Source organism: Rhodovulum sp. 12E13, assembly GCF_003340565.1.
Classification (GTDB): Bacteria; Pseudomonadota; Alphaproteobacteria; order Rhodobacterales; family Rhodobacteraceae; genus HLUCCA09.
Map to the genome: position 1 here is coordinate 16,726 of NZ_QPLK01000027.1, position 14,568 is coordinate 31,293.

The 14,568-nt window shown below is 70.4% G+C and carries 14 protein-coding genes; 5 read left to right on the forward strand and 9 right to left on the reverse strand.

The window, feature by feature from the left end:
• Positions 1-2: 2 nt before the first annotated feature.
• The 5 genes from DLJ49_RS17730 to DLJ49_RS22190 are packed head-to-tail and all read right to left on the reverse strand — an operon-like array spanning position 3 to position 3,738.
• Positions 3-1,070 carry an ABC transporter ATP-binding protein gene (locus DLJ49_RS17730; RefSeq protein WP_115394884.1) on the reverse strand — a complete coding sequence of 356 codons (1,068 nt, stop codon included), beginning with the start codon at positions 1,068-1,070 and terminating at the stop codon, positions 3-5.
• Positions 1,071-1,122: 52 nt separating this feature from the next.
• A complete protein-coding gene (locus DLJ49_RS17735; protein WP_115394885.1) occupies positions 1,123-2,220 on the reverse strand; it encodes an extracellular solute-binding protein in 1,098 nt (365 codons plus the stop codon).
• A gap of 23 nt (positions 2,221-2,243) precedes the next feature.
• Entirely contained in the window at positions 2,244-3,056 is an 813-nt protein-coding gene (locus DLJ49_RS17740; RefSeq protein ID WP_199533412.1) for an ABC transporter permease, read from the reverse strand.
• Positions 3,053-3,391 (reverse strand): ABC transporter permease, encoded by a 339-nt coding sequence (locus tag DLJ49_RS17745; protein ID WP_199533413.1) that lies wholly within the window; start codon positions 3,389-3,391, stop codon positions 3,053-3,055. The genes DLJ49_RS17740 and DLJ49_RS17745 overlap by 4 nt, the downstream gene beginning before the upstream one ends.
• The gene (locus tag DLJ49_RS22190; protein ID WP_233489190.1) at positions 3,388-3,738 is read right to left on the reverse strand and encodes a hypothetical protein; all 351 of its coding nucleotides are present in this window, start codon (positions 3,736-3,738) and stop codon (positions 3,388-3,390) included. The genes DLJ49_RS17745 and DLJ49_RS22190 overlap by 4 nt, the downstream gene beginning before the upstream one ends.
• Before the next feature lie 260 nt (positions 3,739-3,998).
• Between DLJ49_RS22190 and DLJ49_RS17750 the strand changes: the two genes are divergently transcribed.
• Both DLJ49_RS17750 and DLJ49_RS17755 read left to right on the forward strand, forming a co-directional pair.
• A complete protein-coding gene (locus tag DLJ49_RS17750; protein ID WP_115394887.1) occupies positions 3,999-4,262 on the forward strand; it encodes a hypothetical protein in 264 nt (87 codons plus the stop codon).
• A gap of 33 nt (positions 4,263-4,295) precedes the next feature.
• The gene (locus tag DLJ49_RS17755; protein ID WP_115394888.1) at positions 4,296-4,967 is read left to right on the forward strand and encodes a DUF4396 domain-containing protein; all 672 of its coding nucleotides are present in this window, start codon (positions 4,296-4,298) and stop codon (positions 4,965-4,967) included.
• Positions 4,968-4,974: 7 nt separating this feature from the next.
• On the opposite strand, the gene DLJ49_RS17760 is transcribed toward DLJ49_RS17755, so the two are convergent.
• Positions 4,975-6,009, reverse strand: a complete 1,035-nt coding sequence (locus DLJ49_RS17760) for a sodium:calcium antiporter (RefSeq protein WP_115394889.1) — start codon at positions 6,007-6,009, stop codon at positions 4,975-4,977.
• 147 nt (positions 6,010-6,156) lie between these two features.
• Between DLJ49_RS17760 and DLJ49_RS21870 the strand changes: the two genes are divergently transcribed.
• Positions 6,157-9,042, forward strand: coding sequence for a response regulator (locus tag DLJ49_RS21870; protein WP_158547502.1), 2,886 nt, complete (start codon positions 6,157-6,159; stop codon positions 9,040-9,042).
• Positions 9,043-9,078: 36 nt separating this feature from the next.
• Here DLJ49_RS21870 and DLJ49_RS17785 read toward each other — a convergent pair whose 3' ends face one another.
• Positions 9,079-9,990 (reverse strand): ornithine cyclodeaminase family protein, encoded by a 912-nt coding sequence (locus DLJ49_RS17785; protein ID WP_115394890.1) that lies wholly within the window; start codon positions 9,988-9,990, stop codon positions 9,079-9,081.
• A gap of 161 nt (positions 9,991-10,151) precedes the next feature.
• Here DLJ49_RS17785 and DLJ49_RS17790 point away from each other — a divergent pair, with 161 nt between their 5' ends.
• Positions 10,152-10,787 (forward strand): NAD(P)-dependent oxidoreductase, encoded by a 636-nt coding sequence (locus tag DLJ49_RS17790; RefSeq protein ID WP_115394891.1) that lies wholly within the window; start codon positions 10,152-10,154, stop codon positions 10,785-10,787.
• A 43-nt stretch (positions 10,788-10,830) separates the two neighbouring features.
• Here DLJ49_RS17790 and DLJ49_RS22810 read toward each other — a convergent pair whose 3' ends face one another.
• Positions 10,831-12,678 (reverse strand): M10 family metallopeptidase C-terminal domain-containing protein, encoded by a 1,848-nt coding sequence (locus DLJ49_RS22810; RefSeq protein WP_304466148.1) that lies wholly within the window; start codon positions 12,676-12,678, stop codon positions 10,831-10,833.
• A 697-nt stretch (positions 12,679-13,375) separates the two neighbouring features.
• On the opposite strand from DLJ49_RS22810, the gene DLJ49_RS17800 reads away from it, so the two are divergent.
• On the forward strand, positions 13,376-13,540 hold the full coding sequence (locus DLJ49_RS17800; protein ID WP_115394893.1) for a DUF1328 domain-containing protein: 165 nt from the start codon (positions 13,376-13,378) through the stop codon (positions 13,538-13,540).
• Between the two features lie 158 nt (positions 13,541-13,698).
• On the opposite strand, the gene DLJ49_RS17805 is transcribed toward DLJ49_RS17800, so the two are convergent.
• Entirely contained in the window at positions 13,699-14,193 is a 495-nt protein-coding gene (locus tag DLJ49_RS17805; RefSeq protein ID WP_115394894.1) for a YciE/YciF ferroxidase family protein, read from the reverse strand.
• Positions 14,194-14,568 lie beyond the last annotated feature (375 nt).

A 14,568-nucleotide genomic window follows, 5' to 3' on the forward strand; every position in this document is an offset into this window, starting at 1 on the left:
GCTCAGGCGAGCGCGAGCCCGCTCTCGGGCCGCCAGTATAGCTGCACGTCCGCTCCGGGCGGCAGCTGCGCGAGCTCGGGCCGGTTGGGCACCTCGACCGTCAGGTGCTGCCCCGCCGCGTCGATCCGGTAGCGGCGCAGCGCGCCCTGATAGGTCTCGTCGGCCACCTTGCCCGTGAGCATCGGCGCCTCCTCGGCGCTCCACGGCTCCAGCCGGATCTGCTCGGGCCGGATCAGGAAGGCGACCTCGGCGCCCGCAGCCAGGCCGGGCTGCGCGAGGCGGGCGGGCACCTGCGCGCCGGCCACCTCCACCGCGCCGCTCGTGCCGTCCGCCCGGGCCAGCCGCGCGGGCAGCAGGTTCGACTCGCCGATGAACTCGGCGATGAAGCGCGAGGCGGGCTGTTCGTAGATTTCCACCGGCGAGCCGATCTGCAACACGCGGCCCTTCTCCATCACCGCGATCCTGTCCGACATGGTCAGCGCCTCGGACTGGTCGTGGGTGACGTAGATCGTGGTAATGCCGATGGCGTGCTGGATGTTCTTGATCCAGAACTTCATCTCTTCGCGCATCTTCTTGTCGAGCGCCGAGAGCGGCTCGTCGAGCAGCAGGATCTCGGGCTCGATCACCAGCACGCGCGCGAGCGCCACGCGCTGCTTCTGCCCGCCGGAGAGCTCACGCTCGAAGCGCTCGTCGTAGCCCGCAAGGCCCACCTGCTCGAGCGCGGCGCCCACCTTGCGGCGGATCGTGGCGGCATCCTCGCCCCGCTCGACCAGCCCGAAGGCGATGTTGTCGAACACGTTCATGTGCGGAAAGATCGCGTAGTTCTGGAAGACGATGCCGATGTCGCGCTTCTCGGGCGGCAAGTGGGTGATGTCGCGCCCGTGCACGTGGATCGAGCCGGTGGTGGGCGCGAGGAAGCCCGCGAGCATCCGCAGCGTGGTGGACTTGCCGCAGCCCGACGGGCCCAGCAGCGAGAAGAACTCGCCTTGCGCGATGCCGACGTCGAGCTGCTCGACGGCCGGTGTACGCCCGAAGCTCTTGGTCACGCCGCGGAATTCGACGAAGGACATGGGGCACCCTCCCTTGGGGGCGGCGGGCCGGCACACCGGCCCGCCTCAGGCGTCAAAGGCCGAAGATCCGGTTGAGCCGGTCGGTGATCTCGAGCTTGTTCTCGACGAAGAAATCCCAGTCGGGCACCCAGAACGCCTCGACCGCCTCGGGCGTGTTCTCCACCCCCGCCTCGGCGAGCACCTGCGTGATGCGCGCCTCGGAGTTGGTCGGCCGCCACAGGAACTCGTCGCCGAAGGCGTTGAGGAATTCGGGGCTCAGCGTCCGGTTCATCAGCGCGAAGGCGAGGCGCTTCTGCATCGGGTCGGCATAGCGGCTGATCGTCTTGGTCTGGGTCAGGATCGGCCGGCTGTCCCACAGCCAGACATCCATCGGCACGCCCTTGCGCTGCAGCGACAGCGCCTCGCCCTCGATATGCACGGCGATGTCCACCTCGCCCCGCTCGATCAGCGAGAGCATGTTGAAGGTGAACTCCGACACCTTCATCGGCATCGCCTCTTCCAGCGCGGCGAAGGCGGCCTGCATGTCGTACTGATCTTCGCCGAACTCGCGGGCCGTGGCCATGAAGAAGGCGTGCATCAGCCCGTTCTCGGTGCCGTAGGTGCCGCGCTTGCCGGCGAACCGCTCCTCCCAGAAGGCGCGGAAGCTGTCGACGGGGCCGCCCTCGATATCGGTGCGGTAGGCGTAGACATAGGGCATGTAGGCCCAGGTGATGCCGGTGCCCGAGGCGAAGGCGAACTCCCAGCAATTGGCGGCGTTGGGCACGTTCTCGCGCACCTCGTCGGTAGTCAGGAAGTAGTCGCCCGCCTGCTTGGTCTGGGTCAGGTTCGGCAGGTTCCAGTTGCAGATGTCGAAGACGGGGTCCTGCGGCCCCTGCGTGACGAACTTGGGGAACCAGGGGAACGAGCTGTCCCAGTTGACGGTGCAGTTGAAGTCTTCCTCGAACTGGTCGACCAGCGCGGCGCGCACGAACTCTTCCCAGCCGCCGCCCCATTCGCCGATGTTGAGTGTCGCGCCGCCGGCGTCGAACACCTCGCCGTCATAGGTGACGTCCTGCGCCCAGGCGTGGTTGATGAACGGCGCCGAGAGCGCGGCGGCCGCGCCGCCCTTGAGCAGCGTGCGCCGCGTGGGGGTGATGAGCTTGCGTGTCATGGGTCGGTCTCCCTGTCGGTGGGTTATTGGCCCTGCTGGCGCTCCAGCAGGCGGCGGATGTTGACGAGGCGGTTGGTCAGCAGGACCGAGGCGATCACCAGCGTGATGGCGAAGATGCCGGCGGCGGCGGCCGAGGGGTCGAACTGGTAGCGCAGCGAATTGTACATCGCGATCGGCAGCGGCTCGGCATTGGGCGCCGAGAGGAACAGCGACACCTCGAACTGCCCGAAGCTGACGATGAAGGCGAAGATCGAGCCGGCCTGGATGCCCTGGCTGATGTTGGGCAGCGTCACCTTGCGGAAGGCCCGCCACGGCGAGGCGCCGAGCGAGCGCGCGGCTTCCTCCAGCGAGTCGTCGTAGGCCGCGAGCGCCGCGCCCACGGTGCCGATCACGTAGGGCGTCGAGTAGAGGATGTGGCCGATCCACAGGCCCCAGATGGTGCGCGACAGCCCCATCCCCGAGTAGATGAAGAAGGCGAAGAGCGCGAAGCCGACCACGACACCCGGCAGCACGACGGGCGACAGGAAGAAGGCGCGCAGCGCCGCCTTGCCCACCACGTCGGACCGGGCGAGGAACAGTGCGGCCGCCGTGCCGAGGATGGTGGCCACCACCATCGTCATCAGCGCCAGCCGGAACGAGAAGAAGAAAGCCGAAAGGTACTTCTCCGATTGCAGGAAGGCGGCGACCCAGCGCAGGGAGAGGCCCTCGGGCGGGAAGGTGAGGAACTCGCCCGCCGTCAGCCCCGCCAGCACCACCACGAAGATCGGCAGCAGCATGTAGGCGAAGCCGACGACCGCCAGCGCCATCATCGGCCAGGGGATCGCGCGCTCGGTCACGCCCGGCCTCCCGAGGCGCGGGCGCCGACGCGCAGGTAGATCGCCACCGCGCCCGCGGAGAGCAGGAACAGGATCACCGCGATGGTCGCCCCGAACTGGAAGCGAGCGCCCTCGGCCACCTGCTGGAAGATGTGGATCGGCAGCACGCCCACGCGGAAGCCGCCCATCAGCGCCGGCACGATGTAGGACGAGATCGACAGCGCGAAGACGAGAAGCGAGCCCGACAGGATGCCCGGCAGCGACATCGGCAGCGTGACGCGGAAGAAGGCCCGCCGCCGCGAGGCCCCGAGCGAGCGCGCCGCTTCTTCCAGGCTCGGGTCGATGCCGCGGATCACGCCCACCAGCGCAGCACACGTCGCAGGTTGAACGCATCGGCCGCGCGGAACGCCTTGTCCTCGTAGACGGCCACATGGGCCTCGACGAGCAGCCTGTCGCTCAGCAGATCGGCGCCGCACTCCGCCTCCGGCCCAAAGGTGGCGTCGACGCTCTGGAGCAGGCGCCGCGCGCCGCCAGGGTCGCCCATCTTGGCCTTGTAGAACGCCGCGCCGAGAACGGCCTGCGGGAAGGCGCCGATCTCTTCCGGGGAAGGGTCGAGCGCAGCGATATCCGGCGCGTCCGAGGCGTCACGCATGAAGCGACGCCAGCCGCCTGCCCGCTCGAGGTCGGCCAGCACCGCGGCCACAGGTCTGGAAGGCGTGTCTTGCACCGGGGGTCCCGCAGACATCCTGCAATACCGCCCACGATACCGATCAGGCGCCGGTCGCGCCATCGGCGGGCGCGCACGACGCGCCGAGCGCCGGGCGGAGATCCTGCAGAAGGGTGCCTGCGGCGCACCGTCGGCTTCTTTTGATCTCCCCGAGGCCGCAGGTCGTCCTGCGGTTCACCGCTCCTCCTGGCCGGGCTGACCATGGAGAGTAGCCAATCCAGGCGTGGGAGCGCGTCATGGTCGACGACCTCACGGGTCTGGACGCGACCAACGGCTCTGTCCTGCCGGCCTTCATCGGCACCGTGCCGGGCGGCACGGTGCCGTTCACATGGTTCCGCCTGGGCGCAGATCGAGGCGACGCCGGCTCGCCGCAAAGGCTTGCACCACGACAGGGGCGCAACCGGTCGCGCAAGGGCATCCTCTCGCGGGGCTGCGCGACGGGCTTCGCTACGGGGTTTGCGACGGGGCTGCGGGAACAACCGCGGCCGTGGACGCGATGACGCCGCGAGCCGCAACCGCGAAAGGGTCTTGCCATGCGTGACGCTGTCGTCGCCGTCATCTCGCAGCCGGCGTTCCTCGCGGGCTGGCTCGTGCTGTCGCTCCTCTGCATCGGCCTTCTGGTGCGCGATCTCGCCCAGGCCAACCCCGAGATCGGCCGACTGATGAAGGTCGTGTGGGGCCTGACCGTCTTCTATTCGGGGCCCATCGGCCTCGCCATCTACTGGACGACGGGGCGCAAGCAGATCGCGACCGACTCGATCTGGCGGCGCGGCTGGCGCTCGACGGCGCATTGCTACTCGGGCTGCGGCATGGGCGAGATCGTGGGTCTTTTGATCGCCGTCGGCCTGCTCGCGCTGGCGACCTGGGCCACGGCGCTGCTGACGTTCGCCTTCGCCTTCACCTTCGGCCTTGCGCTCACCGTCGGCCCGCTGATGCAGGACGGGGTGCCGTTCGGCACCGCCCTGCGCGACGGGATCACCAGCGAGACGGCCTCGATCGTCGTCATGGAGGTGGTGGCGATCGGCGTCGATCTCTGGCTCGCGGGCGGGGCGGGCCTGGGCGACGTGCTGTTCTGGTCGTCGCTCGTCGTCTCGCTGAGCCTCGGTCTGCTCGCGGCCTGGCCGGTCAACGTGGCGCTGGTCGCGCTGGGAGTGAAGGAGGGCATGCACGATCCGCGCGAGATGGCCGCGCAGGCGCAGACGTGAGGATCGCTCATCGCGCCAGCACGGTCTGGGTCAGGATGGCGAGGGCGTAGACGCCGAGGATGGCGAAGCTCTCGACCCCGATGCCCGCCGGCCCGTGCCGCTGGCGGTAGAGCTGGCCGATTGTCATGATCGCCGTCATGATGAGGCCGGCGACCAGCCAGAAGATGTCGGACGGGCCGACGGCATGGTAGAGCGACCCCTCGCGATAGCCGAGATCCGAGAGCGTCAGGAACAGCGTGTCGAAGGTGTTGCCGCCGATGATCCCGCCGATGGCGAGCTGCAACGCGCCGCGCCGCACGGCCGCGAGCGTGGTGACAAGCTCCGGCAGCGAGGTCACGACCGCCGTGCCGACCGCTCCGACGACCGAAGCGGACAGCTCGAAGCGGTCGGTCAGGACACCGGCGGTGCGAGCGATCGCCCAGCCTGCCGTGCCCATGGCCAGCATCAGCAGGAAGAAGCGGCCCGCCAGCGCGACGGTCGAGCTGTCCCTCGCCTCGGGCTCGTCGGGTTCGTCGGGTTCGGTGTCCGAGGTGTCGACCGGCTCCCACATCGGCTCCTGCCGCACCTTGCGGGTAGCGAAGACGCCGAGCGCGTAGATCGCCACGATGGCGAGCGAGGCGGGATGCACGGCGAAAAAGGCGACCTCGGGCGTCGTCCACGCGAGCAGCGGGATGGCCAGCAGCAGCATCAGCACCGTCGCCTGGAAGACGTTGGCGAGGTCGGCCGCCGCGTGCTCCAGATTGGCCTTTCGGTGCAGCAGGTCGGCCGCCGCGAGAAAGGCGGTCTGCGCGGCGATCCCGCCGATGCCGTTGGAGAAGGCGAGCGAGGCGCGCCCCTCCATCGCCGCCGTCAGAGAGACGAGCGTGCCCGAGAGCGAGGTGGCGGCACCGAGAAGCACACCGCCCACAAGCGCCTCGCCGAGGCCGGTGCGGTCGGCCAGCCTGTCGGCCATGCCGGTCATCCGGGTGCCGCCGACGAACACGGCAAGGGCGGCCGCGGTGAAGATAGCGAGCAGGATGGGCGTCGAGAGATCGGAGAACATCGCCCGTCAACGAACGGCGCGGCGGCTTTGTTCACGCCTGACGCTCCGGTCACGAGCGGGGCGCCGGGGCGCGGGCCTTAATCGTCCGTTCAGCCTGAGCGAGCCATGGTCGCAGGGAAGAGAGCTGCGCAGGGGAGGCCCGATTCGATGAACCTGACCGACATGCTCGCCGCCGAGCGCCGCGCCCGCCTCGCCGCCGAGCGCAAGCTCGAGCTCAAGTGCCGCGAGCTGTTCGAGGCCAACCGCAAGCTGTCTCAGCACGCGCTCTCGCTGTCGGGCCAGGTGATCGAGAAGCGCGACGAGGCCGAGAAGCTCAAGGAGCAGTCGGAGCAGGTTCGCGCCGACCTGCAGCGCGCCGAGCAGCATGTCGAGACGGTCGAGCGCCGCCTGTGGGATTCGGTCGAGACGATTACCGACGGCTTCGCCGTCTTCGATGCCGAGGACAGGCTGATCGCCGCCAATACCGCGTGGTTGTCGATCTTTCGCTTCTCGCAACGGATCGGGCCGGGCTCGCTCTATCTCGAGGTGCTGCGCTGCGCCGTCGAGGAGGGCCACGTCGTGCTCGACGACGCCGATCGCGGCGACTGGATCGCGCGCATGCTCGAACGGTGGGATGCGCCGCCGCCGCTGGAGCCGGTGACCATCCGCACCGTATCTGGCGCATGGTATCGCCTCGTCGATCGCCGCTCGCGCGACGGCGACATGGTGTGCCTCGCCCAGGACGTGACCGCGCTCAAGCAGCGCGAGGGCGAACTCGACGAGGCACGCCACCGCGCCGAGGCCGCCAATCGCGCCAAGTCCGCCTTCCTCGCCAACATGAGTCACGAGCTGCGCACGCCGATGAACGGTGTCGTGGGCATGGCCGACATGCTGCTCGAGAGCGATCTCGACGAGGAGGCGACCATGTATGTCTCGACGATAAAGTCGTCGGGCGAGGCCCTGCTCGAGATCATCAACCACGTCCTCGACTTCTCCAAGATGGAGGCGGAGCGGCTGGTCCTGCGCCCCGAGCCCTTCGACCTCGAGCGCCTGCTGCACGAGGTCGTCACGCTGCTGACGCCGTCGACCCGCGACCGGTCGCTCGGCCTGCATGTCGACTACGACGTGTTCCTGCCGACGTCGCTGACGGGCGATGCCATGCGCATCCGGCAGATCCTGATCAACCTCGTCGGCAACGCGGTAAAGTTCACCTCCGAGGGTCACGTGCTGATCCGCGTCGTGGGCTTCGAGGCCGATGCCGACGGGGGCGAGGGCGACGGCGACGAGGGCGAGGCTGACGGGCCGCGCCTGTGGCGGCTGCACCTCACGGTCGAGGATACCGGCATCGGCATCCCCGCCGACATGCAGGAGCACATCTTCGGCTCCTTCGCCCAGGTCGAGAGCGAGAAGAACCGTTCGTTCGAGGGCACGGGGCTGGGCCTTTCCATCTCGCGGCAGCTGGTCGAGCTCATGGGGGGCGAGATCTGGGTCGAGTCGGAAGAGGGGAGCGGTGCCTGCTTCGGCTTCTCCCTGACGCTGCCGGCCGCCGAGCCGTCGCGCCGGCCAATGCCGCGGGTCGAGCCGCATCTGGGCCGGGCTCTGCTCGTTGCGCCGCCCAGCCTCGACGCCGACATCATGACCCGACAGTTCGCCCAGCTCGGCCTCGACGTCACGCGCGCCACGACCGGCAGCGAGGCGCTCGAGATCGCCCTCGCCGTGCCGCGCCCGCAAATCGTCGTGCTCGACGAGACCCTGCCCGACACGACCGGGCAGGCGTTGGCCGAGGTGCTGGCCGAGTCCGGCGCGGCGGCCGCGCGCCTGCTGGTCTGCGCCAGCCTGCATGACGCCCAGCGCGCCGAGGCCGACCTCGCGCTGATGGATGCCGCGGCGCGGCCGATCCATGGCGTGCTCACCCGGCCCGTGCTGCGCGGTCAGCTCTTCGAGGCGCTGGCGCACCTGCCCGACGCCTCGGTCTTTGCCCCGGACCCGCCGCCGCAGCCAGGCGCGCCTGCCCTGCCCGTGCCCGAAGAGGCCGGCGCGCCTGTCGCCGGACCGCTCGATGCCGGGGCCCCGCCGCCCGCGCGGGACACCGCCTGGGCCACCCCGACTGCCGGCGAACCGGGCGCGGAGACGTTGCCGGCCGCCACGTGGGCCGGGGATGGTCGCGACACGGCAGCCGCCGTCCAACGCGACGTGGGCGTCGGTGACCCCGGGCCGCAGGCCTCCAGCGGGGCCGCCCCCCACCTCGACGAGGCGGGCCGGCCGAAGACAGACGACCCCGATCCGGAAACGCCCGAGGCGCACGGACCCGAGGCGCACGGACCCGAGGCGCACGGGCCCGAGGTGCACGGGACCGAGGTACACGCGCCCGAGGTACACGGGCCCGAGGCGCAAAGGCCCGAGGCGCATGGGCCCGAGGTGCATGGGCCCGACGTGAATGGACAGAGGGTGAATGGGCCAGGGGCTGGCAAGCAGGAGTCCGGCGTCCACAGGACCGACGCGCCCGCCGCTACGGAATGCGAGCCGACGGAGACCGGCCTGCCTGCGCAGGAGCCCGGCCTGGCGGCGTCTGGCGAGGTCGAGGCCGACCCTGCGGCGCCCATTCCCTTCCCCGCGGCGGCCAGTGCCCCTGCCCGCCCGATGCGCGTGCTGGCCGCGGAGGACAACAAGACCAACCGCTTCGTGCTGGCCAAGATGCTGCGCGACCTCGAGATCGAGCTCGACTTCGCCGAAGACGGGCGCAGGGCGGTCGAGAAGGTCGCCGAACGCGCGCCCGACCTCGTGCTGATGGACATCTCGATGCCCCGGATGGATGGAAAGGAGGCTGCCCGCGCCATCCGCGCCGCCGAGGCGGAGGCCGGCGCCCCCCGCGTGCCGATCGTGGCGATGACCGCCCATGCCCTCGCAGGCGACCGCGAAGAGATTCTCGCTTCGGGGATCGACCGCTACATGACCAAGCCGCTCAAGCGGGCGCTCATCGTGGCCGAGGTGCTCGATCACTGCCCCGCGGGGTGCCTGCCCCCCGCCGGAGACGCCAAGGCCGTCGCCGGCTAGAGGCGATCGTGCCCCGAGTGGCGCGCGGCTGCCGGGTCAATCCCCGTCCGATTGCCAGCGCTCGAGGATGTGGCGCGCCACCATCAGGTCGAGATGCGCGCCCCCGCCGTTCTTGCACAGCGTGATGTCGTCGGGGTCGCGGGTGAATCGGTCGAGTTCGTAGAAGTCGGCCACCACGTCGCCTGCCGTGATCACGCCGCGGGCGATCGGATCCTTCAGCTCGCCGATGTGATCGAGCACCGTCTCGCGGCTGTCGACGAAGACACGCGACCGCGTCAGCGCTGCATCGTCGGCCTCGCGCATGTCGGCCCGGAACGCGCCGATCAGGTCGACATGCTGGCCCGGCCGCAGCCACGCTCCCTGCAGCACCGGGTGCACCGACATCGTGGCGCAGCAGATGATGTCGGCCGTCCGCGCCGCCTGCTCGAGATCGGGCGCGACCGCCGCGCCCGTCTCGGCGGCCAGCTTCTCGGCCCGGTGGCGGGTACGGTTCCACAGCGCGACGCGCGCGTCGGGAAAGGCGGCGCGGTAGGCCGCTGCCATCGCGCCCGCCACCGTGCCGGCCCCGACGATCAGGATGCCCCGCACGCGCGGCGGCGCAAGGCGGCGCGCGGCGAGCAGGCTGTCGGCCGCGGTTTTCCACCTGGTCAGAAGATGAAAGTCGACCATCGCCTCGAGCGCCCCGTCGACGTCACCGTAGAGCGCGACGCCGCCGTTGATCGTGGGCCGCCCGCGGGCTGCATTGCCGGGAAAGACGGTGGCCGTCTTGACCAGCGCCCCCATGCCGTCGATCCAGGCTGCCCGCGAGAGCAGCGTGTCGGAGCCACGGGTGAGAAAGGTGTCGCCGAGCTCGGCCCGCGGCAGGGCGTGCCCGGCCGCGATGGCATCGCTCACCGCGATCCAGTCGAGCCGCTCTCCGGCGTCGAAGGGGATCATGGGCACGTTCATGCGCGCTCCCTCTCGGTCTGCGGTCGGGCGATTGGCATGGTCCCTCCTTTACACGGGGCGCGGTCGAGCGCAGGTAAAGACCCGCGCGCGCCCGAAAGGCAACCCGCGGCGGCGCGGAAGGTTCGGCCACGCGCCGGACGCAGGCAAGAGGGAGACGACACATGCATCTGCTCGTGCTCGGCGCCACCCGCGGGATCGGCCGGCAGACGGTCGACCGCGCGCTCGACGAGGGCCACACCGTGCGCGCCGTCGCCCGCACTCCCGGCGACCTGCCGGAGCGGGAGGGGCTGGAGGCCATGACCGGCGACGCCACGAATCAGGACGACTTGCGCCCTGCCCTCGTGGGCGTCGACGCGGTGATCTTCGCCATCGGGCTCGGACGGGCCACCGCGCGGTTCTGGCAGCCGACGCGGCTGTTTTCGTCGGCCACCCAGGCGCTGCTGCCGATCATGGAAGAGACCGGCCCGAAGCGGCTGCTCGCGGTCACCGGATTCGGCGCGGGCGACAGCGCGCAGGCCATGAGCCTGATCGAGCGCGCGGGCCACCGCGCCATCCTCGGCCGCGCCTATGCCGACAAGGACCGGCAGGAGGACATGATCAAGGCATCCGGCCTCGACTGGACGATCGTGCGCCCCACGATCCTGACCGATTGGCCCGGCACGGGGCACTACCAGGTGCTCTCCGACCCCGCGACATGGCGCAACGGCCTCATCCCGCGCGGCGACGTGGCCCATTACCTCGTGCGCGCCGCCGCCGAAGGGCTGAACGTGCGCGACGCGGTCGTGCTGACACGCTAGCCCGCCCGGCGTCGCTACCGGCCGGCGCCGCCACGGGCTGCCCTCACGCGAGCGGGTCGTCCATGACGCCCACGAGCCTGATGGCGAACGCGTCCTGCGCGGCGTCGGCCAGCGTGTCGATCCGGTCGCGCGCCGCGGCAAGGCTCGCATCCGGAGCGCTGCGGACATAGAGGTCCATCACGTCATGCGCGCCTTCGACGTCGGTGAGACCGTGTATGGCGGCGTAGGACAGGCCGATGGCTCCCTTGTCCTCGACCGTTCGCTGGTCGGCCTCGGCGGTGCTGTTGGCCTTTGCCCCCCGTATCAGTTCGAGCATGAACTCGCCGCGGCTGACCTCGCCCCGGTCGAGCTGGTCGAGCCACCAGGCCCGTCCGCCGGGGTCGGGCGCGCGTTCGAACAGGTTGAGATACGCCGCGTCGATCAGGGCGGCGTTGCTTCCGCCGGGCGGATAGAGCGCCTGGGTCTCGTCCTGCTCGAAGAATATCTCGGCAATCTCTTCGAGGGGCGTCCCCCGTGCCAGCACCGAAGCCCAGAAGTGAAAGCCCGGCGCGTCGGGCGCCCGGTCGAAATAGGCCACGTACATCTCGGAGAACGTCAGCAATTCCTCGGGCGCGAGCCGGCCGGCCTGCGTCAACTCGCCCAGCCTGACCTGGCTGCCGTCGGCGAACCACGCCTGCCCGCTGTCGAACTGCGCGAATTCGACGTCTACCAGCTTGTCGGCGCCGGACGGCCCGACGAGCCACCCTCCGTCCGGCTGCACGCGCAGCTCATGGGCGTGCAGCGAGCCGTCGAAGCGCGCCACGTCCGCGCCCGGCCCGCCGATCAGGATGTCGGTACCCGGGCCGCCCTCGAGCACGTCGTCGCCGGCGCCGCCGTTCAGCGTGTCGTTGCCGGCGCCGCCCGACAGCGTGTCGCTGCCCGCCCCGCCCTCGATGATGTTGGACGCGCCGTTGCCGGTGACACGGTCGGCCCCCGATCCGGTGCGTGCGTTCTCGATGACCGAGCCGGGCGCGATGGTGAGGTTGCCCCTGAGCCCGAGGATATCTGAGGTCGCACCGGGCGCGAGGTCCAGCCGCACGCCGGAGGGGTCTCCCGACAGGTCGATCCAGTCGATGCCACCCGTGTCGACGATCGTCTGTGCCGTGGGCGACGGCGCCGAAAGGAACATCCCGAGCGGGCCTTTGGCGGTGCTGTCCTCGCCGTAGCGCGTGTCGGCCCGCTCCGTCTCGACCGGCCCGTAGAGGCGGGCCATCGCCACCGTGTCGGCCACCTGGGGTGTCAGCGGTATGGCGTGACTGGCGTCGAGGCCGGGGGGCGCGTCCTGCGGGAAGTAGGACATGGCCGACATCTGCCAGCTGTCGTTGGCGAACGTTGCGTCAGCCGAGAAGGTGGCGTCGGCGTTGTAGGGGCCGGGGTGGCCGAGGCCGAGCGCGTGCCCGATCTCGTGGAGGAAATAGAAGTAGGCGCGGCCGCCGATCTCGGCGCCGAAGCGGTCGATCAGGGCCTTGTCGACGTTCACCTCGGCCCGCTCGATCGTCTGGCCCCTCAGGCGGCTCGGGCCACCGAAGCCGCCGGGCTCCTCGTCGTCGAAGGTGATGTCGGCGTCGGGCGTCGCCTCGGAGAAGCTGATGCCGGTCACGGCGCCCCACGCGTCGAGGGCGGCGCGGGCGAGATCGCGCCCCGGCCCGGTCAGGCCCGAAAGATCGACACTCAGCGCGCGGTCCGTCCCGGGCTCGAACGCGAAGGGGCCGGGCCGTCCGATGAAGTCGGCCCAGAAGCCGACGGTCAGGTAGTCGGCCACCTCTTCGGGCGTGAGCCAGGGCAGCGGGGCCACGGCGGGGGCAGAGGGGTGCGGGCCGGTCAGGGCAGCCTGGGCGCAGATCTGGCACATGGTGTCGTGTCCTCGGCGTGAAGCGGGCCTTGCCCGTTGCTCCTCGGTTACTTTTGCTGAGCGGCGGCGCCATACCGGCACCATTGTGGCAAGATCGCGGATGGTGTCGCGCTTTCGCGGGAATTGTCGCCTGCGATAATGGCGCTTGGCGCATCCGCGCGGGCCGGTCCGGCGCGCCAGGCGAGGCCGTCGATCCGACTGCGGTCGCACGCTGCCGCAAGCTGCCGCGGATGAGCGGCGGGCAGGGCCGCTCGACCGCCCGGGCGGCCACGGCGATCGCCTTGTAGGTAAAGAACTGTTGCATGAGCCCGCGACGACGCCGGGCCTCGGCCGGCCCCGCCCGGGCAACCGCGGCGGCGCGACGGCCGTGCAGGGCCCGCCCCGAAACATCGAGGCTCTAAGGGAACATCGGTGCGGTGGTGTGGTTACGACCTCGCGCCCGACAGGGCGTAGCACTCGGGCGGCCACGATCCCTTGACCCCTGTCCCCATCGTGGCCGCCCACCCCGCAGCGTGCGCCGGGCATCACGGCACGCGGCTTACCTTCGCCACCCGGGGCAGGTTCCCGTGCTCTGCCAATGCGCACGAGACGCGGGAACGATGGGCGAGGGAAATCGCAGCCGGTCGTGGCGGTCTCTCATGCCTTGCCGGCCGGCCCGGTCCGGGCGGAACCCGCTTTTCTCGAAAGGAGCCATGTCATGCTAGGATGGGCCCTCGCCTTTCTTCTGCTCTCCCTCGTTGCCGCGCTGTTCGGCTTCGGCGGCATCGCCAGCGCCTCGGCCGGGATCGCGCAGATCCTGTTCGTCCTGTTCCTCGTGCTGTTCGCCGTCACCGTGGTCGTGCGCCTCGTGCGCGGCCGCTGAGCGACACGGCACAGAGTGGACAAGGGGTCGGGGCCACGCTCCGGCCCCTTTTCGTGGGGCCGCGGAACGAAAAAAGCCCGCGCAAGCGCATCGCACGGGCAGTCGACCGACGGAACACAGGGAGGAAGTTCGCCGGTGGGAAAACGATGTGGTGACGGTCAGGCCGCGTCGCGGTTGACGTGGCGCTGGGCGATCTCGGTGAAGCGCTTGTCGCCGTCGTACGACTTGTCGAGACATTCCTGCGCCGCGTCGCGCTCGGCCTCGAGACCCAGCCGCTCGGCGAAGGCACGGATCGTGCCATAGCCCGAGATCGCGTAGTGGGCCATGCGCTGGTACTGGGCGATGATCGCGGCGTCGCGCACGTCATCGTCGTGGAACTCGGTGTTGAACACGTCGTCCTGCGCCTCGGCCACGAGGCCCTCCATGCCCTTGCAGTGCTCGCCGGTCGCGTCGGCGCCCTGGGCGCGGGCCAGTTGGTCCATCGTGTCGCGGCCGCGCTCGATGCCCTTCACACCGTCGATCAGCGCCGCCTTCAGATCCTGCGCGGTGGCCGCGTCGGCCAGACGGCGCGTCATGCCGTGGGACTGGATGCAGGCGCTGTGCATGTCCTGCACCTGCTCGATGTAGAGATCCCGAAGCGTGTCCTTCGCCATCGTCAGTCTCCTTGTCCTGTTCGGGGGTGGCGCCTGCGTGCCGGCGTGCCACCGTTACAGCGGCAACGGGAACAGCGGGGGAGTGTTCCGCCGCGACGCCCCTTCTTTGGGCCGCCCGTCAGCCGGCCTTCACGCGTCCGCGTAGTGTCTCCGCCCCGGGCCCGCTCTCGCCTGCCTTGCCCTTTCCGGCCGCTTGCGTCCGGTCGGGCACGGCCAAGCCGAGCGGTGGCAGGCGCAGGACCTGCCCGGTCGGTTCGGATAGTGTCCCACGGCGTGGTGTAGGAGCGCCGACCCTCGGAGAGGTCAGGGCTTGATCAGGTCGCCACGGCGGGCAGCCTGACGTTGGGATTGTCGGTGACGCGGGCGAGCGTTTCA